This is a genomic window from Teredinibacter franksiae, from assembly GCF_014218805.1.
In the GTDB taxonomy this organism is placed as follows: domain Bacteria; phylum Pseudomonadota; class Gammaproteobacteria; order Pseudomonadales; family Cellvibrionaceae; genus Teredinibacter; species Teredinibacter franksiae.
Genome location: NZ_JACJUV010000001.1, coordinates 1,915,810 through 1,935,240 on the forward strand (window position 1 = coordinate 1,915,810; position 19,431 = coordinate 1,935,240).

The 19,431-nt window shown below is 49.4% G+C and carries 18 protein-coding genes; 10 read left to right on the forward strand and 8 right to left on the reverse strand.

The features are described 5' to 3' along the window. Positions 1 to 2: 2 nt before the first annotated feature. Complete coding sequence (locus H5336_RS07915) at positions 3 to 428, forward strand: VanZ family protein (protein ID WP_185233078.1); 426 nt, start codon at positions 3 to 5, stop codon at positions 426 to 428. Here the strand turns inward: H5336_RS07915 and H5336_RS07920 are convergent. The 3 genes from H5336_RS07920 to mpl all read right to left on the reverse strand — a co-directional run bounded on the left by H5336_RS07920 (position 391) and on the right by mpl (position 5,199). Beyond that, positions 391 to 2,964 (reverse strand): efflux RND transporter permease subunit, encoded by a 2,574-nt coding sequence (locus H5336_RS07920; RefSeq protein ID WP_185233080.1) that lies wholly within the window; start codon positions 2,962 to 2,964, stop codon positions 391 to 393. The genes H5336_RS07915 and H5336_RS07920 overlap by 38 nt on opposite strands. A gap of 210 nt (positions 2,965 to 3,174) precedes the next feature. Continuing rightward, entirely contained in the window at positions 3,175 to 3,801 is a 627-nt protein-coding gene (locus H5336_RS07925) for a flavin prenyltransferase UbiX (protein ID WP_185233082.1), read from the reverse strand. A gap of 18 nt (positions 3,802 to 3,819) precedes the next feature. Next, positions 3,820 to 5,199, reverse strand: coding sequence for a UDP-N-acetylmuramate:L-alanyl-gamma-D-glutamyl-meso-diaminopimelate ligase (mpl, locus tag H5336_RS07930; RefSeq protein WP_185233084.1), 1,380 nt, complete (start codon positions 5,197 to 5,199; stop codon positions 3,820 to 3,822). 332 nt (positions 5,200 to 5,531) lie between these two features. Here mpl and H5336_RS07935 point away from each other — a divergent pair, with 332 nt between their 5' ends. Then, a complete protein-coding gene (locus H5336_RS07935; protein WP_185233086.1) occupies positions 5,532 to 5,780 on the forward strand; it encodes a DUF6316 family protein in 249 nt (82 codons plus the stop codon). Positions 5,781 to 5,890: 110 nt separating this feature from the next. On the opposite strand, the gene H5336_RS07940 is transcribed toward H5336_RS07935, so the two are convergent. Beyond that, positions 5,891 to 8,854, reverse strand: a complete 2,964-nt coding sequence (locus tag H5336_RS07940) for a response regulator (RefSeq protein WP_185233088.1) — start codon at positions 8,852 to 8,854, stop codon at positions 5,891 to 5,893. 449 nt (positions 8,855 to 9,303) lie between these two features. Here H5336_RS07940 and ppa point away from each other — a divergent pair, with 449 nt between their 5' ends. Next, a complete protein-coding gene (gene ppa / locus H5336_RS07945) occupies positions 9,304 to 9,852 on the forward strand; it encodes an inorganic diphosphatase (protein WP_185233090.1) in 549 nt (182 codons plus the stop codon). An 18-nt stretch (positions 9,853 to 9,870) separates the two neighbouring features. On the opposite strand, the gene H5336_RS07950 is transcribed toward ppa, so the two are convergent. Then, positions 9,871 to 10,833: a hypothetical protein gene (locus tag H5336_RS07950; protein WP_246439055.1), complete on the reverse strand. Its 963-nt coding sequence runs from the start codon at positions 10,831 to 10,833 to the stop codon at positions 9,871 to 9,873. Positions 10,834 to 11,046: 213 nt separating this feature from the next. On the opposite strand from H5336_RS07950, the gene H5336_RS07955 reads away from it, so the two are divergent. After that, positions 11,047 to 11,391, forward strand: coding sequence for a hypothetical protein (locus tag H5336_RS07955; RefSeq protein ID WP_246439056.1), 345 nt, complete (start codon positions 11,047 to 11,049; stop codon positions 11,389 to 11,391). A gap of 147 nt (positions 11,392 to 11,538) precedes the next feature. On the opposite strand, the gene H5336_RS07960 is transcribed toward H5336_RS07955, so the two are convergent. Together H5336_RS07960 and H5336_RS07965 are read right to left on the reverse strand one after the other, a co-directional pair. Beyond that, positions 11,539 to 12,189 carry an HAD family hydrolase gene (locus tag H5336_RS07960; protein ID WP_185233092.1) on the reverse strand — a complete coding sequence of 217 codons (651 nt, stop codon included), beginning with the start codon at positions 12,187 to 12,189 and terminating at the stop codon, positions 11,539 to 11,541. Between the two features lie 5 nt (positions 12,190 to 12,194). After that, positions 12,195 to 12,902 (reverse strand): M15 family metallopeptidase, encoded by a 708-nt coding sequence (locus H5336_RS07965; RefSeq protein ID WP_185233094.1) that lies wholly within the window; start codon positions 12,900 to 12,902, stop codon positions 12,195 to 12,197. A 255-nt stretch (positions 12,903 to 13,157) separates the two neighbouring features. Between H5336_RS07965 and H5336_RS07970 the strand changes: the two genes are divergently transcribed. Beyond that, positions 13,158 to 13,454, forward strand: coding sequence for a TfoX/Sxy family protein (locus tag H5336_RS07970; protein ID WP_185233097.1), 297 nt, complete (start codon positions 13,158 to 13,160; stop codon positions 13,452 to 13,454). Between the two features lie 25 nt (positions 13,455 to 13,479). After that, positions 13,480 to 13,800, forward strand: coding sequence for a Rieske (2Fe-2S) protein (locus H5336_RS07975; RefSeq protein WP_185233099.1), 321 nt, complete (start codon positions 13,480 to 13,482; stop codon positions 13,798 to 13,800). Positions 13,801 to 13,842: 42 nt separating this feature from the next. On the opposite strand, the gene sfsA is transcribed toward H5336_RS07975, so the two are convergent. After that, on the reverse strand, positions 13,843 to 14,553 hold the full coding sequence (gene sfsA / locus H5336_RS07980; protein ID WP_185233101.1) for a DNA/RNA nuclease SfsA: 711 nt from the start codon (positions 14,551 to 14,553) through the stop codon (positions 13,843 to 13,845). A 240-nt stretch (positions 14,554 to 14,793) separates the two neighbouring features. Between sfsA and dksA the strand changes: the two genes are divergently transcribed. From dksA to H5336_RS08000, 4 genes are read left to right on the forward strand one after another with little or no spacing between them, the layout of a single operon-like run. Continuing rightward, positions 14,794 to 15,234: an RNA polymerase-binding protein DksA gene (dksA, locus tag H5336_RS07985; RefSeq protein WP_185233103.1), complete on the forward strand. Its 441-nt coding sequence runs from the start codon at positions 14,794 to 14,796 to the stop codon at positions 15,232 to 15,234. 27 nt (positions 15,235 to 15,261) lie between these two features. Beyond that, positions 15,262 to 16,233, forward strand: a complete 972-nt coding sequence (gene gluQRS, locus H5336_RS07990; RefSeq protein WP_221628009.1) for a tRNA glutamyl-Q(34) synthetase GluQRS — start codon at positions 15,262 to 15,264, stop codon at positions 16,231 to 16,233. Further along, complete coding sequence (locus H5336_RS07995; RefSeq protein WP_185233105.1) at positions 16,230 to 16,403, forward strand: hypothetical protein; 174 nt, start codon at positions 16,230 to 16,232, stop codon at positions 16,401 to 16,403. The genes gluQRS and H5336_RS07995 overlap by 4 nt, the downstream gene beginning before the upstream one ends. 9 nt (positions 16,404 to 16,412) lie before the next feature. Beyond that, positions 16,413 to 19,400, forward strand: coding sequence for an ATP-binding protein (locus H5336_RS08000; RefSeq protein ID WP_185233107.1), 2,988 nt, complete (start codon positions 16,413 to 16,415; stop codon positions 19,398 to 19,400). The last annotated feature ends 31 nt before the right edge of the window (positions 19,401 to 19,431 follow it).

Here is a 19,431-nt window from a genome sequence, read left to right on the forward strand (position 1 = left end):
ACATGTTTATTAATACGTTAAATAGTGCACTTCACACACTCTTTTTTCATCCTCGTTTACGCCTGCTGCGCAGGGGGCAACTGCTTGTTGCCCTTGGCGTGTTTGCCTATATGGCGCTGTCCTCTTCACCCGGCGTTTGGACAAGCGCGCTTTCAGATAAGCTGCTCCATTTTCTCGGCAACCTATTATTAATCGGTTCAATCTGGGTAGCCTTCTTTGGTTCTATCAACGGTCGCTTAGCCATCCTGTTTGCGGTGATCTATTCGCTGACAATTGAGAGCTTTCAAGCATTCACAACCATGCGCCATCCGGATCTTTTTGACGCGGCAGCAAACCTACTGGGTATTTTTGTGGGGTTCGGTGTATGCCGGCTCAGCGGGCACTATATACTCAGACTTGAAGCGCGAAAGGCCGAACCAGAAGAATAAGTTTCGGCAATAGCAATAACGCCCCCAGCAACGCAAGAAACATTGCCAAGCCAGTCAGTAGGCCGAAGTATATGGTAGGAATAAACGCCGAGAGCACCATGATGGCAAAGCCAAAAATAATAATCACCGAAGTATAAAACATGGCTCGACCAATGGAGCTATGTGCGCGATGCATGCTGGCAATATAATTACCATCTTCCGCCAGCTCACGTCGAAATCTATGTACATAATGAATAGTGTTATCAACACCGATACCTACCGTAATGGCCGCTACTGTAATCGTCATCATATCCAGCGGTAAGCCGAAAACACCCATAAAGCCTAGAATGCCAACAGCCGCAAGTATCGTTGGCACTATTGCCACCAGCGCAACTTTGATTGAGCGAAACAAAATTATAAACATAATGAAGATACCAACCAGCACTGTACCCAACGTTGAGATCTGCGAACTGAATAAACTTTGCAACATATTGTTGTACAGTACCAGCAAACCGGTAAATCGCAGCTGATTTTCGGCCGCCATACCTTCGCTAATAATATATTCACGAATTCGCTCAACCAGCTCCGCCCGTTTTAAATCAGGGTAGCCATCGTGAATCCGCAGGGTAATACGCGTTTGGTTTTTTTCGGAAGAAAGGTAGGGATCTATCAGCGCACTTTTCACTTCACGCGGTAATTTTTTCTCCATTACCGCAAGCTCAACATCATTCAGCCCGCCACTGATGTCCCGGCCAATTTTGTAGAGAATAGCCAGCGACTGCACTTTACCCACTTCCGGTAAGCTTTCCAGATAATCGTGTATTTTTTCTACCTGTCGCAAACCGGCAACCGTCATCCAAAAGCCGGGTTCATCGGCACCGTGTTCTGAAAATGGGTCAACTTCCGAGAACGGGTCTTCCTCTGTTATCGGCTCTAGAGATTCAAATGGGTCAACTTCATCGAAGGGGTCTGCTTCGGCAAACGGATCGTCTTCGTCTGCAAACTGCCGCTCAGTGATCTCTGCCGCATGGTTAATAACGATATCTAACGATGTTGTTCCACCGAGTTCGGAATCGATTACCGATAACCCCTGATAAATCTCGGTACTGTCATGAAAGTAATCAATAAACCGATTTTCGACTTGTAAACGCGTGACACCCCAGCCGCCGGCCACAGCAAGCAAAAAACTCACAACCAGCACCACGCCACCCTGGCGCTCTACAAACCGGGAAAAATACAGTGTTATGGGCTGCGAGAGCTTAGCTGAATCAGCTGTATCGCCCTCGGATTTAGCCGCTTTATGCACACCATTTTTTTTCAACAACATTAATGCTGCAGGCAATACCGTAAAAGCCAATACAAAAGCCAATACCAAGCCTATTGTCATTAACCAGCCAAAATCAATGACCGGACGAATATTGCTCACCACTAACGACGCAAAGGCAACAACAGAGGTCATCACCGTATACAAGCACGGCATCACCATAAATCTAACGGTTTCCGTTACCAGTTTGCGCTGACTCCAGCCGCGCTCCTGCTCAGCAAACTCTCGGTAGCGCACCACAAGATGAATAATAATAGCGAGGGAGATAATCAGAAGCAGCGCAACGAAATTAGAGGAGATAACCGTTAACCGCCAATCCACCCAACTCACATAACCGAGCATAAGCAGAACAGCAGCCATACAGGTAACCATCGGAATCACAACAAAGCGCCAAGAGCGGAAAATAATCGCCAGCACGAGCACCATAAAAATCAGTACGGCAGTACCAAAAACCACCAAATCGCTTTGAATAAAGCTGATCATATCGGCGGTGATCATGGTTAGCCCACCCACATAAATTTGGGCGTCACTGCGGTATTTGTCAACAATTGCTCTAACCTGCTCAACGCGCAGGTGATCTCTTTCCGACGCTACAGTACGGTGGATCAGCAGCGCCTCCCTGACTTGCCGCAGTACCTCAACATCGGCAAGCTCGCCCGCTTTTTTTTGCAACGATAGCGTGTCACGCTTTTTAACCAACTCTATATATTTTTCATCTACACGAAGATTTAATTGCAATGCCGTTGTTTGACCATCGGGCCCAAGGATCAAGTTTCGGTAAGCAGGGCTGGTCAAGAACTCCTGCTTAGCCTGGGTAAAATCCACCCCCGGCGTCAGAAGATTACGGGAACCAGCGACCATTTCTGAAATCGTTAACTTTGGGCTATACAGCAACGGCACGTCGAGAATGGAATTCAGACTAACCACGCCTTCTACGGCTGCCAACTCATCGCGTAATTCTTGTAGGTTAGCCAACACGTCCTGACTAAATAACGACTCGTGTGGCCGGTAGGTCACCACCAAAAAGTCGCCGCTACTATAGGTTTTGATAACTTCGCGATAAAAATCGAGATCTTCGTCATATTCCAGCGTTAGCGCATCGGAAGAGGCGTCCAGCTTAAAATTTGGTAGGCCAATAATCGCCCACACTAATACGCAACCCAACATTATTAAGGTAGATTTCGGGAACTGGGTGATCAGAGAAATATATTGGTTAAAAAGCCTGCCAAACATGGCGGTTTTACACGGTTCCTAGTTGGTCCATTAAAAACTGGACAGGAAGAAGGTAGATTAACAGGTAGAGAGTAAAAGAAGAGAAAAGTTAGCCTCCAATGCTAATCCATCGCGCTCGATTTCCGCGCATTATAGGGCTCAGAAGCCCATGCGTCATTAGCCAACCCGTAAATATTCGTTAATGAACCAACTTCTGAAGGCCAATGATTATTATTTAGAAGCTAGCCCACCCTCACCCCACTTAGGCAATAGCGTGTGTGGCAACTGTAATTGATCAAGTATTCGCGCGACAATAAAATCGACCAAATCCTCCAATCCTTCTGGGTTTTGATAAAACCCCGGGCTGGCGGGCAATATAACCGCGCCCATCTGGGTGAGGCTCAACATGTTTTTTAGATGGATTTCGGAATAAGGCGTTTCCCGTGGCACCAATATAAGTTGGCGCCGCTCCTTCAGCGCCACATCCGCAGCGCGTTCGATGAGGTTGTTACTTGCACCCGAAGCAATAGCGGACAATGTGCCGCCAGACGCAGGGCAAATAACCATAGACGCCGGAGAACTTGAACCCGACGCCACTGGCGCCATCCAATCCTCCTTTGCGAACAAATAAAGTTGTCCAGGCTGGGCGTTATATAACTGTGAGAAAAAAAGCTGTAGTGCTTTTTCATCACCCGCGGGTAGCGCTAGGTTTGTTTCGGTTTCAATAACCACGCGTGCCGCCCCCGACACCATAAGGTACACCCGGCAGTTTTGTGCAAGAAGTACCTGCAGTAGGCGCAGACCATATTGCGCACCCGAGGCGCCGGTGATGGCCAGCGTAATCGTACTATTAAACATTTTTTAGGGGCTTCCCGCTTAATTGATGTGCCGCTCACGTAAAACACTGATGAGCTCTTGGTGAACACCTGCAAACCCACCGTTGCTCATCACCACAATATGCAGCGGTTTTGTATAGTCTGTTACAGCGGCTGCAACAGAACAAATTATATCGTCCGTAGCGCTGAAAACCTTAGACGTGTGTGTAGCTTTCAACGCCTCCTGCAATGACCAATCCATTGCCGAAGGCTGAAACCAAAGGCAATGATCGGCGCAGGCCACCGCTTCTGCCAGCAAATGACGGTGTACACCCTGCTTCATGGTATTGGAGCGCGGCTCGATAATCGCCAAAATATTTTCGCTGCCTACATTCGCCCGCAAGCCCTCTAACGTCGATTGAATAGCCGTGGGGTGATGCGCAAAATCGTCATATACCCTTATAGCTCCAATTTCGGCCAGCAGCTCCATTCGGCGCTTTACACCTTTAAATGCACACAAGGCTTCACACGCAAGCTCGGGCAACACCCCCACATGGCGAGCTGCGGCCACAGCCGCAACGGCATTTTGTACATTATGGCGCCCTGTTAAGCGCCATTGAATACGTCCACTTGCCTGATTTGGATCAGGGCCTTTCAACTCAAAACACGCGCCATCCGCACTAGCGCTGAGGACCTGCCAATCGGCTCCGTCGCCACCAAACGTCTGACGCTCACTCCAACAACCTTTGTCCAAAACCTGCTCTACAGCGGGTAAATTCCGAGGATAAATAATGAGGCCATTGCCAGGAACTGTGCGCACCAAGTGGTGAAATTGTGTTTGGATCGCCGCCAAGTCCGCAAATATGTCGGCATGATCAAATTCAAGGTTGTTCACCACTAAGGTATTCGGCCGGTAATGAACAAATTTAGAGCGTTTATCGAAAAAGGCTGTGTCGTATTCATCTGCCTCAATAACAAAAAAATCGCTTTCTCCCAGTCGAGCTGAACAGGGAAAATTACCGGGAACACCGCCGATAAGATAGCCGGGGCTCATCCCGGCATATTCCAGTATCCAAGCGAGCATTGTAGCGGTTGTTGTTTTACCGTGTGTACCAGAGACCGCCAATGTCCAACGCCCCTGTAGGATATTATCAGACAACCATTGCGGCCCAGAGATATAGGGGCAGCCCGCATCAAGAATGGCCTCCATCAACGGGTTGCCGCGAGAGACAACATTGCCTATAACAAAAAGGTCGGGGCTTAGCTTTAATTGATCGCGGGAAAAACCTTCAATCAGCTCTATTCCCGCTAGCTGTAACTGAGTACTCATAGGCGGATAAACGCTAACATCGGCACCTGTCACCCGGTGACCAGCGGCTCTCGCAAGCTGCGCCAAAGACCCCATAAAAGTCCCACAAATCCCAAGAATATGTATATGCATAAAAGGTTACTAATTACCTAGATTATATAAGATAAGGTCAAACCGTTACCGATCGCCCGTGCGATCAACGAATAGATTTCGCCACCGCTTAATCATCTCAAAGAAAAAAATTAGTCTAAGCCCAGACGCGCTAAAGAACAAAATATTATTACCTTTAGGAATAGACCGTTTTTCATGCTATTTAAGCAGCAAAAGCGCTCTACTTCACACCAATTATTCTAACTTCATCACATTTTGCTTCTTATACTTGCTGTTACTCCTCCGAAGAACTCCCATTGCGGTAGCGGGGCGAGTCATCAAGTTGTTGTAGATTAAAATGGGAAGTGATGTATATGCTAGTTAGAGAAGGCGAAGTCCACGAGAAAGTTTGGTACCGATCAGAGCGTTTTTTTTGTGCCGACGGTCAATGGTTTTTTTCCACCCGCGAGGGAGATGATATTGGCCCGTATAGCTCGCGCCTTTCTGCTGCAAACGGACTGCAGCTATACGTCCACTATATGGAAGAAAATCCAGAGCAAGGCCAAGAATACGCCAGAAAAATTGCCAAACAAGGGCTATGGGCAACAACTCTTTGGCACTAAACGTTTGGTTCTATATCTTTGCCCAAAACCCAGTAACGCCTCTCCCGTTTAAAATTTATGCCGCCTCTATCGGTGCGTCAATCATTTTACTCGTTCGAAGCGTCGCTTGCTTAACTCAGTGCAGGGGCACGCGGAAGATGCGTTTTGATCGCTGTCACCAGCGCCTCTTGATCTACCGGTTTTGTTACTACATCGTCTATACCGCAGGACAGTAGCTCGGAAATTTCACCCTGCGTAATGCCAGCTGTAATCGCCACAATCGGTGTAGCCTTGTAACGCTTTGTCGCCCTTAATCGTCGGGCTACCTCCTTACCGTCGAGGTCAGGCAGGTGAATATCCAGCAGGATCAAACTGTAGTTTATCTGCAATACTTTTGTTAACGCCGCTCTTCCGCTGGTAACACAATCGTGTTTAAAATTTGAGTCGACCAATATCCAATCAATGAGCTCTGAGCTATCGGGTGAATCTTCGACAACCAATATACGCACGTCGTCCGCCACATCACTATCGCCAACCCCCTCAATCAAAGGCTCGAGCATCACTTGCTTCTCATTTTGCTTCAAGCTGCGATTAAGCGCTTCTATTCTCATAAGACTAGTTTTTACCCGTCTACGCATAGTGAAAGCGGCAGCGAATATTTCGATAACCGACGGCGTTATCGCGCGAACCTCCTCTTGCACCTCACTACTAAAAACAATTTTTCGCTGGTTGCCCGCACCATTGTAGAGCACCTGCGGTATCCGCCGCGACTGCTCATCATTATTCAACGAAACCATCAAGCGCGTTGTTTCTACAGCCAAATTACCGAGATTTATCACAAGTAAGTCGGGAATTAAATTCGATAACTGCTCCAGAGCAAGCGCCGTCGAATCAACAAATTCAGGCTCGATGCCAAAACCAGAAAACTCGTTATGCAACTGCGCTATGTGGCTAGGGGATGCCCCCACTACCAGCACGCTGGAAATATCTCGACTACCTAAGCGATACAGTTTTTCTTTCAGTACCGGCGTTGCATCCAACTTTTTCTGGAACAGATCGGCGCCCTCCATCAACACCTGCTTCTCCAGCACTTTATTCCCGCAAACCCCAACTTTGGGTATGTCTGCGAGTAAATTACGCTCATACATACTTCTAAGTAACTGTAACGGGTCGATACCACCACGATCACACTCGAAGAAGATCACATCAGGCATTAACTCCTCGCAGCGCTCGAAAAACACCTTCAGCCGTTTTTCTGCACAGACCCAGACACCCTCGTCGATAAATAATTTCTCCAACTCAGTTTCGACGCCTTCACTATCACCAAAATAGGCAATCGCAAAACCCTTTCGATCCCAATGCCCTTCGGAAACAAGGTTTACTTCCGATACGTCTGCCCCAATAGGGAGAAACAAACGGAACTCACTGCCAACACCGTAGGTACTTTCAAACTCAATATACCCGCCTAACAAACTGGCAAGCTTGGCGGTAATCATTAGCCCGAGGCCGGTTCCTTCGATGCCACTTTTTTGAACCTCTTCTGCTCGACCAAACTCCGTAAACAGGTGGTTTTTTTCAGTTTCAGCAATACCAATGCCAGTATCTTTTACTACGAATTTTACTGACTTACCCAAAGGCCCAGATTTTTGCTGCTCTACGAAAAGAGTAACCGACCCACTGTGGGTATATTTAATAGCATTGGACCCTAGATTAAGCAACATTTGCCGAAGTTTGGTTTTATCGCTAGTGATGGACAAATTACGCGCGTAACTCACCAACGTAAAGTCCAGAGATTTTGCTTCCGCCGCTGGAAGTAACTCTGACATAACGTCCTGAACCACATCACCCAGACTAAATAGCTCCGCATGGATTGACATACGTCCAGCATCCATCTTGGATAAATCCAAGATATTATTCATCAGCCCCTGCAGGTGCGTTCCATTGCGGGTAATGGCCTCCACCGCTCGCACACCACGCTTAGCCTTTTCCTCACCCAGCTCTTTCAGTAACACCCGACTAAAACCAATAATTGAATTCAGCGGCGTACGTAATTCATGGGACATGCTCGCTAAGAATTCTGACTTATAGCGATTGGAACGCTCCAACCCTTTGTTGGTTCTGGTGAGCTGCAATGTACGCTCCTCCAGCTCACGATAGGTTTGGTGCAGCTGCGCCGTTTTAAGTCGGTCCTTTTGATAGGTTATGTAGTAATCGAGCAACAAACCTATAAAAGGCACAACGTAGGTCAACACTTTAAGCAGGTGTGCGGCAAAAAAATGGCCGTCAAACAGTGTCGAAGACCCTAGTACCATATGCATTTCAACGGCAACGGCTGGCAGCATGCTAAGGATTAGCGCATCGGCAAAAACACTGGGGTACAATTTTCTAAACCGTGGAAAAACGAAAGCCCCACAAAATATATAGATAACCAGCGGAATGGTATCCAGTGGACGCTTTATCAAATCATCCGGATAGATGGTGTGCGGAATCTGGTCAGTGCTAATACACCACTGAACCACCAAGTACCCAAGAATTACAAACGCACCGGCAATACCAAGCAATATAGACAGGGCATTTTCATCGTTAGTTCGACCCTTGAGAAATATCAATGACGAAACACCTAACAATAAAATCATCGCATTAAAGGTTCGTGCTGCAGCCCAACTAAAGGGCGCCAAAACTGAACTATCTGCCACCGTATCGAGAAGCCGGGAGGACACCATAGAATGGAATACATCCATAGACGCTGCACACAGCAACGACAGCCCAATGACTGGCGCCGCAATATTGGTGGAGAGGTTGTATTGACTGAAGGCAAGCAAAGCCGTGAGGACAGCCGCAATGATGGCGCTCCACTCTAACAACGTATGAAACTGTGGCCCAGCCATAACTAAATGCAGATTATTCAGGCGATCCTGAGCTGAAAGCAAGGGTAATTGCTCCAGCGAAGACAAATTCATCTGCACCCCCAAATTCATGCCGAGTGCCATCGCCAGAAAGGGCGCCAACGTTAACGCGACAATCGCAAGTGTCACCGCCCTCGGGATAACCGGTACTAACGGTGATAATGAATTGCTTTGCCCTGCTGTACTCAAATCAACCCCTGATTACTCTGCATATTGCAAACGCGAACCTTGCGCATAAGTAATGTGCTCCCTTTTTGATGAACATCAGACGCTCCGACGTCACTTGCCGACCGATTGATGTATTTAATATTTCATTCCCTGCGTTACCGCCGCGCGCCTTAGCACAACAACTTAACGCCTAGGCGCTTTAAACTAGGGCTCGACCACCTACGGCATCATGCCACCACCTGCACAACATTCACACAACACTTGGTGCGGACGCTAGGAATATGCCCTCCAGCAGCCATCGAAAGCACGATTGTTCGCAACATTTCGTATGTTACAATCGCGCCCACCCGGCACGCCTCGCTTCCACATGAAACTAAGGCTGAGACCAGGTCAGACTGCGGCAACAATAAGCCACTGCACTTATAACTATAGATATTAGATTTAAATTAGTAAGGTAAGGTTAGAACAATATGGGTCTTCACTTAGTACCAACAGGCGAAAATGCGCCGGACGAAATTAATGTTGTCATCGAAATTCCGATGGGCAGCGATCCGGTTAAATACGAAGTAGATAAAGAATCTGGCGCCATGTTTGTGGATCGCATCCTCGGCACCGCCATGCACTACCCAGCCAATTACGGCTATATCCCGCACACACTAGCTGACGACGGCGACCCCGCTGACGTTTTGGTGTACATGAACCGCCCGTTACTCCCAGGCTCCGTGGTCACCTGCCGCCCTCTGGGGGTACTGCAAATGACGGATGAATCGGGCATTGATGCTAAAATTCTAGCGGTTCCAGTGAGCAGTATTACCAAATATTACGACGATATTGAGTCACTCGCCGACCTATCAAAAATCAAAGTTGATCGTATTGCCCACTTTTTTGAGCACTACAAAGACTTAGAAGAGGGTAAATGGGTGAAGCTAGACGGCTGGGCAGACGCCGACGTTGCAAAACAAGAAATTCTCAACTCTATCGAGAACTACAAAAAACTGCCCAAGGCACCCCGCTTCTAACGATCAATGGCAACGCGATCAGCCATCCTCCAGCGAGATTCCACTCACATCCGGCGCTGGAGGTGGTGCGGGTTTCGGCGACGCCAGGTTTCCACCTGGTTCAGCCAAGCTTATAGCGGTAATATCCACCTCTACCGGCTCAACCGTTTTGCGCTCTTCGGGCTTTAGTACATCAGCCCCAGCCTCGGCCAAATCAAACCCACTTAAATCAAGCGCCAAGGCGTCGTCCTGGCGGTATTCCGTCGGCTCCAAAAGATTGCCGCTGGCGGCCTTTATGCTCAAACCCGACGTATCCACTACAACAGCCGCCACCTGACTGTGCTCTTCCGGCTTTAACAGATCGGCACCCACAGGCGCCAAGGTAAATGCAGCTCCCAATTCTTCCACATGCGGCAGTGGCGACGGCTCAGTCACTGGCACTGCAGCCGGGGCCTCGCCATCGGCAGGCTCAATAGTGGCGGTTACCTGCGGCACAGCCGCCATGTGCACCGAGGCGGGAGAAGTTCCAGGAATAGCGCCAAGGTCAGTTCCGGCACCGGGTATTGTACCCAGGCTTTTGTCTGCTGTAGATTCAACAGCGGGCACAGTAAAAGCCGCTTTGCCCGCAGGCTTCACTGGAGTACTGGTTTGCATCTCGACATCAACCAAAGCCCCCGCTTTTTTAATTGCAACCCGATATTTAGTCGCCACATCCAACGTAAGGCCACGCTTAAGCACTACGGGTTTACCCGTAAAAAGAGCCTCCACTTTTGCGGAATCAATTTTAAACAATTGCCCCAAATTGCGTTTCGCTTCGGCTGGCTCGACGCTTTTCGCCAATACACCACGAAATATCAAATTATATTTTTCATCGTCTTCAGGAGGCATAAACTTTCTCGCTTTTATAACCGTTACAGAAGGTTCAACAAGGCTTGGTTCTAAGCCAGCTAAGGGCCCAACTAACCTGTCCGCAAATTCTGGCATGTAAGTAATATCGCACATACTTTGGCGCCGGAGACTGCTGGCGAATAAGCTAAATACTATCCATACTAGTTCTACGAGCCCCAAAAAAATAATGCATTTTTTTGATTTCCCCGGGCAGGCTCAACACACGCAACACACAACACAACACAACACAACACACGCAACACAAGAGTACAACAAGAACGATCCTGAGAATTGATTTGCCTGTTCAGTACCTGAGATGTAGTAATTATGAACACGGATAGCGAAAAAACAAAATTAAATGCAGGAGCCACCGCTCAGCCGAATAACGCTGTTACTAACGACACCCTTGAAAAAGCGATTACCACAGAAGCCGATAAATTAATTGTCATTGGACAACAGCGGATACATGTAAACGCCGTAACCACAAAAATTCTTGCCGACATCGCCTTTCTCGAAGACAGAATAGCGCGCATGGACTCAATGAAAAACCCCAGCGAAACCGTACTGAATACCTATCGAGCCATGCTCACCAGCCGCAAATCAGTACTGAAATGGCTACAGGAGCACAATATGATTGTTTCTGAAACCGCAAAAGACCGCACCGGCACCTAAAAAGCGCTTTCCGCTACAGCAGCCTTAGATTGGATCATTGCAATCTTTGCGTAATCCGCTAACAGCAGCCGTTCTTTACAATTCCACCCCGATCCAACCACCCTTGCCGAAAAAAGAAGCCGCTAAAACGCATTCATAAACGCTTTACTAATCAATAACGTGTACGGCCACTTCATCCATATTCCGACAAATATTCCCGCCCCTAGGGCCCCCAGGTAAATCCGCCTGCGGAACATACTGCACTAGCTGCATACCTGCCGATACCGCTGCCTTATAACCCGACGGCGAATCTTCAATTACCCAGCAGCTTTGCGGCGCCACCCCACTTACCTCTGCTGCGTGCAAAAAAAGGTCTGGTGCGGGCTTACCCTGAAGTACATCCTCCCGACTAAAGCGTGATATTTTTTTATCTGATTCAGGGAAAAACTTATCGAGCCCAGTAACCGCAAGGGAATGATTGATTTTTTTGTGCTCTCCATTTGAAGCGACACAAAAAGGGATATTCCGCCGCAATAAGCGGCGCAATAATTTTTCAACTCCAGCCACGGGCAGCAGGTCCAAAGTAAAACGCTCACGTGTTGCCGTCGATAAAATCTCGGTAAAATTTTCGGGCAAAGAAACATCAAAATGCGATTCTATCCAAGTAAAACAGTAGGGCAACGTATGCCCATGAAATTCAGAATAGCAGGCCGCCGCCGACATTCGCACCCCCTGCCGCGCAAGGCACTGCGAAAAAACATCCGCCGCTAAAGTTTCACTGTCGACCAAAACGCCATCGCAATCAAAGATCACCAGCATAAACATCAACCCTCGAAGTATGCCCCTATATAGCGGCTGTAAATTGCATCAAATTGATTCAGCAGCGCCTGCTGTAAACCCACGTCTGTCGCCTCTAGCAACGCCGCAAGCCTCTCTTGCGTTACCACCCGCTCTACTTTTCGTGCAATAGGAACGAAACTCAAGTGCCAAGGTTCGGGAGACACACCACCACGGCCAAAACCGGTGAACGGCCGATACCAGTCACTACCGTTTTCTCTGAGATACTCGCCTAGCCACTGATGTAAAGGCAGGAACATGCCTTCGCACTCGGCCACTGTTAACGCCAGTGAATAGCCTTCAGGCACAGCAGCAGCGTCGTAGACATCAATATCACTCCCCCAGTGGTGTCGCGAGCCACCAGGAACCGCCGACCAACGCAGTATCGCCGCAACCCGCTCGGTATCCGTAAGCTGTGTAGTATTCAGCACCTCACCGTTGGCCCCTAAAATCGGACGAACACCGGTCGCTTTATGGTTCCAGATAGCCAGCTGGCGGTCAAACGAGCGATAACCACTGGCAATACGCAAATCAAAACCCTGTTCGGCAGCAGCGCTCTTGAGGCGTATCACCGGATCTACCACGCGACAATGGACAGGCTGCTCCAACGAGTTCTGGTCGATATGCGAACATTCCTGGCCACTGGCTTGTTCAAATGTGATGAAGCCCCCAGTGTCGCCAGTACGGTCATCCATATTCCTTCTCCAAAGCAATTGCGCTGCTGTTATAAGTCTGTATTATTAGCAGTTGGTGATTTAATTCTCTCACCACTGCCTTGTACGTGAAATCGCACATTTAGGCAGTACCGGTATAGAGATAGTGTCATGACCGTCTGCAAGCTTTTCCCCAATAGGTGAAAGCATAACTATAATAAGAAGCGGGCACATAGAACATCAACTCACCACTTACCCCAATCATATTAATAATAACAACCATGGGAGCGGACTTGGATGACTTCCAACAACGATAGCCAAGGTAGTCAAGGCGAACTGCTCGGATTAAAAAATCTGGGCATGGCATCAGTGAATATTCTCCATGCTATCGGCATCAATAACTACAGCGATTTATCTGAAACAGGCGCAGTCGAGGCCTACCGGCGAATCAAGGCACGAGGCATTCACGTGTCTAAAGTCATGCTCTATGCGCTTCAGGGCGCACTAATGGACGTGCACTGGAATGATTTGTCTCCAGACCTTAAAGCCCAACTCGTCGATGAAGCCCAGCAGGCTGAAGAGGCCAGCGCGTAACCGCGAGTTGGCGACGCTGATTATTGTGAAAATCAGGCTTTTTGATCTCGACCAACTACCGGAAGGCAGCGCTCTCTCATTTACGCTGGGCTCGAAACAAGCGTTCGCGATCCACAGAGAGGGCGCTATCTACGCCTACCTTAACGCTTGCCCTCACCTTGGTATCCCGCTTGAGTGGATGCCTAATGAATTTCTCGATGACGAAAATGAGCTGATCCAATGCTCAACCCACGGCGCACTGTTTCTTATTGACACCGGCGAATGTGTTTCCGGCCCCTGTAGGGGTGACCGGCTAACCCCTATTGCCATTCAGCAAGACGCAACAAGTGTTTACCTCGACGAATAGGCCTCTTGGCCACGCAGAGGCTAATATCAATTACGATTAGAGCTATTGCCCAAGTAGAACGGGCAGCGGACGCTTAAGCGTTAATTCTTCAGGTGTTATTTCCGCACTATAAGCCAAAACCTCTACCCCTATTGCCGCAGCCTGCCGCAACAACTCGCCATAACGCGGATCTATATCATCAGCAGGCGATACCCGCTCTATCCTTGAATGCTGAACACAGAACAACAACACGGCTCGATGCCCTTGCTTTTTCTGCTCCATTAATTCACGCACATGCTTACTTGCTCGGTCACTAACAGCATCCGGAAACATGCCCTGCCCACCCCCCATGTCGAGAGTCACGCTTTTGACCTCAACAAAACACTGCTCGCCAGCACGCGAAAGTAGTAGGTCTATTCGGCTATTTTCGAGGCCATACTTTTGCTCGCGCTGCAGCGTGTCGTAGTTACCCAGCTCAGCAATACGCCCCGCCTCCAGCGCTTCGCTAACCAGATGATTAGCGCGGGCGGCGTTAATACCGGCCAAGCCACCTCCGTATGTCGTCGCCAACTCCCACGAATAGCGGTATTTACGCTTAGGGTTATTCGAATCCCATAGGTAACATGGAGAATCTTCCACGACACAGTTTTTCATGCTGCCGGTATTCGGGCAGTGAACCGTTATCTCAGTTCCGTCCGAGAGTCGTACATCGGCTAAAAAGCGTTTGTATCGACGAAGCAGGGTCGCCTGTATGAGCGGCGGGGCAAATCGCATGAAACTCCTTAAATTTCGGGCTTATCCGCACAGACAAGCCACAACAATTGATTAAGCACCGAAAAAAGCTAGCGCGAAAAATCCGAATCTGGTAATTTTCACCGTTTAATTCCGCCGACTCATTAGGAGCTGGCGGAGTACGGGGCATTTAGGGCGCCAAAATCAACACCACAAGCCTTGAAAACGCTATGAACAACCCCAATTGACTGCGATTATTCAGCAATGAGGCGCAAATTATCTATGCCGGAATCTCAAGCTAAGTCCCATTTTGCCTTTCGCGATATCTCTCCTTACGAGGAGAAGAAAGGCGAAGAGTACATGAACGATAAACAAAAGGCTCATTTTCGCGAGCTACTGCTCGCATGGAAACGCGAGCTAATGGAAGAAGTGGACCGCACCGTTAGCCACATGAAAGACGAAGCGGCGAACTTCCCCGATCCAGCTGATCGGGCAAGCCAAGAAGAAGAATTCAGCCTGGAGCTACGCACCCGCGACCGCGAGAGAAAGCTGATCAAAAAAATTGACAGCACACTCGAACTGCTCGAAACCGAAGACTACGGCTACTGCGAAGCCTGCGGTGTAGACATAGGTGTTCGCCGATTGGAAGCTCGCCCAACGGCAACTCAATGTGTTGACTGTAAAACCATTGACGAGATCAAGGAAAAGCAAACCACCCTGTAACCCGATATAACGGTTGCAAGACGACTTTTGCTAGCCCCTGACGCTATATCAAACCAAGAGCCGACCGGCTACGTTGGCCGGTTCGCTCCCTCCCCCTCGGGACCGTTGCATACGGGTTCTCTTGTATGCGCCTTGGCCAGCTTTCTAGATGCTCGCCACAACAGGGGAGTATGGCTCGTTCGCATGGAGGATATAGACCCACCTCGAGAGCAGCCCGACGCAGACAAGCTAATCCTAGATTGCCTAACGGCCCACGGACTCGAGTGGGACAAAACTGTGCTTTTTCAAAGCCAACAAACTGAAGCCTACAAAACCGCCCTAGCACAGCTTAGCGAAAAAGCACTCAGCTATCGCTGCAACTGTACCCGCGCAAGACTAAAATCACTCAAAGGGCGCTACGACCGGCATTGCATCGACCACCCCCCCAGTAAAGATGAGCCCGCAGCGGTGAAGCTAAACCTGCCGAAAGTGCTCGCCACACTCAAGCACCACTCAACAACACAATTAAATACGTTCATTGACGGCATACTCGGCCAACAATATGAAAAGCTGCAGCAATCCGATGACTTCGTGATCCACAGAAAAGATGGCCTGTTCGCCTATCAGCTCGCCGTAGTCGTCGACGATATTGCACAAAACATTTCCCACGTAGTGCGTGGTGCCGACCTACTCAGCACTACAATTAAGCAGCAATTACTATTTTTTCTGTTTGGCGCTAAACCGCCAGCTTACAGCCACATCCCACTAATAACCGATACCAACGGCAATAAGCTCAGCAAACAGAATCACGCACCGGCAGTGAACACAGGCACACCGGAAAAGAACTTGATTAAAGCCTGCCGCCTACTGTATTTGTCGAATGATCACAGCGATTATTCCAACCTGCACCAAAGCTCGGTAAACGATATTCTTACCTGGGCCACGCAACAGTGGAATATCAAACAACTCGCTAAGCAATCGGCTGCGGTACAATCAACCTTTACAGAGGATGAGCCATGAAAAGACAACGGCCGCTGTTACTGCTTCTGCTGGTTGTTTATATATTCTCCCCCACTCTTTTCGACTGGGTTATGAATCCCGGCGGCGGCTGGTATCGCCCTTACCTTATTTGGCTGCTAGTCATAGTCGTCGCATTTATTGTTCAGGAACGGCAGCCAGGGGCGGATTAAGTAAACACCATGACATTCAGTTTTTTTCAGGTAGCACTTATCTGCCTCATTTACATGAGCGCATTGTTCGCCATTGCCTATTGCACAGAAAAAGGCCTGGTGAGCAGCCGCATTGTCCACCACCCGGTTACCTATATATTTTCGCTTGGCATATTTGCAAGTGCCTGGGCGTATTACGGCGTCATCAATCTTGCCGCTGAATTTGGCTACGGCGCTTTGGCCTATTATTTAGGCACCGGCGTCTTGTTTTTGTTTGCGCCTGCCGCGCTCAAGCCGTTAATGGAAATTGCCCGACGATTTCAGATCAACTCCACCGCCGACCTGCTCACGTTTCGCTACCACAGCCACTCCGTTGGCGGTATTGCAACACTGTGTATGTTATTTAGCATGGCTCCGTTGATCGCACTGCAAATACAAGCCGTTGCCGACACCATTCATATCCTTACCCGTAACAACGGCACCAGCATATCCATGCCCAACACCCACTTCGATACACGCCAACTGCTCGCACTGGTGTACTGCTTAGTGGTCGCTGGTTTTGCCATGATGTTCGGCTCTAACCGGGAGCATCATCGCGGGCTTATCACCTCCATGGCATTTGAGTCTCTGGTCAAAGTCTTTGGCCTATGTGCGATTGGCCTGTTTGCCATTTTTGAAGTATTTTCCGGCTTCGATGGTCTCAACCAATGGCTTGCCAACAATCCCGAGCATCTGGAAAACCTAAATCCACCCACCGCAAACCAATCTGCGCACACACTGCTACTGGTATTTATTGCCACAGCCGTCTCCATGCCTCACATTTTTCATATGACGGTTGTAGAAAACCCGATGAAAAATGTTACTCGCACCATCAGCTGGGCCTTCCCGCTATTTCTGCTGGTAATGGCGCTACCGATCTTCCCCATACTCTGGGCTGGGATCAAACTGGGCGGACAATTCCCCACCGAATACTTCCCTCTAGCCGTACCCATTGCATCGGGCAGTACAACCTTTACACTTATATCCTTTGTCGCTGGGCTATCAGCGGCAACCGGTGCCATTGTGGCAATTTCCCTTGCCATAGCCACGATGATCCTCAACCACTGGATTTTACCCGCCACCCCACTGCGTACCCATCAAGAGATCTACGGCCAACTTATTTGGATGCGCCGCGTCCTCATTGCGGTGGTCATACTTTCTGGTTACGGCTTTTACCAGATACTCGCTAACCGCTTTAACCTTACCGATCTCGCCCTCACCTCATTTATCGCAACACTGCAATTTTTACCCGGCGTTATTGCGGTTGCCCACTGGACGAGAGGAAACCGTCAAGGCCTACTAGCGGGATTATTCACTGGCATGCTGATTTGGGGGCTGGGCCTACTACTTCCCATGCTACTGGACACCCGCGACGCGTCCTTCGATATTCTCGGCATGCACATCCAAGTGGGCATCGCCCAATGGAGCGCCGTTACGCTCTGGTCACTCGGGCTAAATACCTTGGTGTTTGTCGTCGTCTCGCTGATTACCCACCAATCCGACGATGAAAAATACAGCGCCGAACTGTGCGCAGAAGATGAACTCAGCCACCCTGTGCGTATGGCCCTAGATGTGCGCTCCCCGGAAGAAATGGTAGAGCGGCTGGTGGATCGTATCGGCGTATCAACCGCACGAGTAGAGGTGGACAGGGCAATGGAGCAACTCAGCCTCAGTGCTAGCGAGCGCCGCCCCTACGCCCTGCGGCGACTCAGGGATGAGATCGAAGCCAACCTGTCAGGCCTAATGGGTATTTCCATGGCAACCGAAATAATGGACACCCAGGTGCCATTCAAGGTTCCCGAGGCCGAGGGTGTGGCCGATATCAACCTGATGGAAAGTCGCATTCACGAATACCGCCACCACCTCACAGGCCTCGCGGCCGAGCTCAATAATCTGCGCCTTTACCATCGCCGCACACTCGAGGAATTACCCATGGCCGTGTGCTCGATGGGTAAGGATATGGAAGTGCAGATGTGGAACAGCGCCATGGAACGCCTTACCGGTATTACTAGCGAAACAGTAACCGGCTCACACCTGGTTGAAATACTCGAACCCTGGGGCGACATGCTGTACCAATTTGCGACCTCAGATTCAGAACACTTTTACAAGCGGGAGATTGATCTAGCCGGACGTACTCGCTGGATAAGCCTACACCAGGCATCCATACCGTCCTCAATCGCCGAACAGGTGGATGGTCAAGTTATCCTGCTGGAAGACGTCACCGAACTGCAACTACTCGAGCAGGAGCTAATGCACAGCGAACGCCTTGCATCCGTAGGTCGGCTCGCCGCAGGTGTTGCCCATGAAATCGGCAACCCGGTAACCGGTATAGCCTGCCTAGCACAAAACATGAAGTATGAAACCGATGATAACGAGTTGCTGGAATCGGTTAATCACATCCTGTCGCAGACCGACCGCATTAGCCGAATCGTGCATTCTCTGGTCAGTTTTTCCCACTCGGGCCAGCAGCAAGATAATGAATTCCACCTGGTAACACTTTACGAGTGCGCGCAGGAGGCCATAGACCTCATTCGCCTACAGCGTGAAAAAGGTCAGACCTATTTCTGCAACGACATCCCCCAAAACCTGCTCACCCGAGGTGATAGCCAAAGACTGATTCAGGTATTCGTCAACCTGCTCTCTAATGCCCGCGACGCCTGTGTCGATGGAGGCCAAATCACCGTCGGTGGCCAACCCCTAAAAGACGGTGTGGAAATCTCCGTTACCGACAATGGCCCAGGTATTCCACAGGAGCTCCAAGATCAGGTTCTAGAGCCATTCTTTACCACAAAAGAGCCCGGAGAAGGCACAGGGCTTGGGCTCGCCATGGTTTACAGCATCGTGGAGGAGCATCAAGGAACCTTGGACATTATTAGTCCCGTTGATAAAGTGTTACAAAAAGGCACAAAATTCGTGATAAAGCTGCCATCAACCCTTGAATCTGACGCCACGACAGGTAACACTAGCAGCAGCATGTAACCGTTAATCCCACTTAAGCCGTATTTGTGTG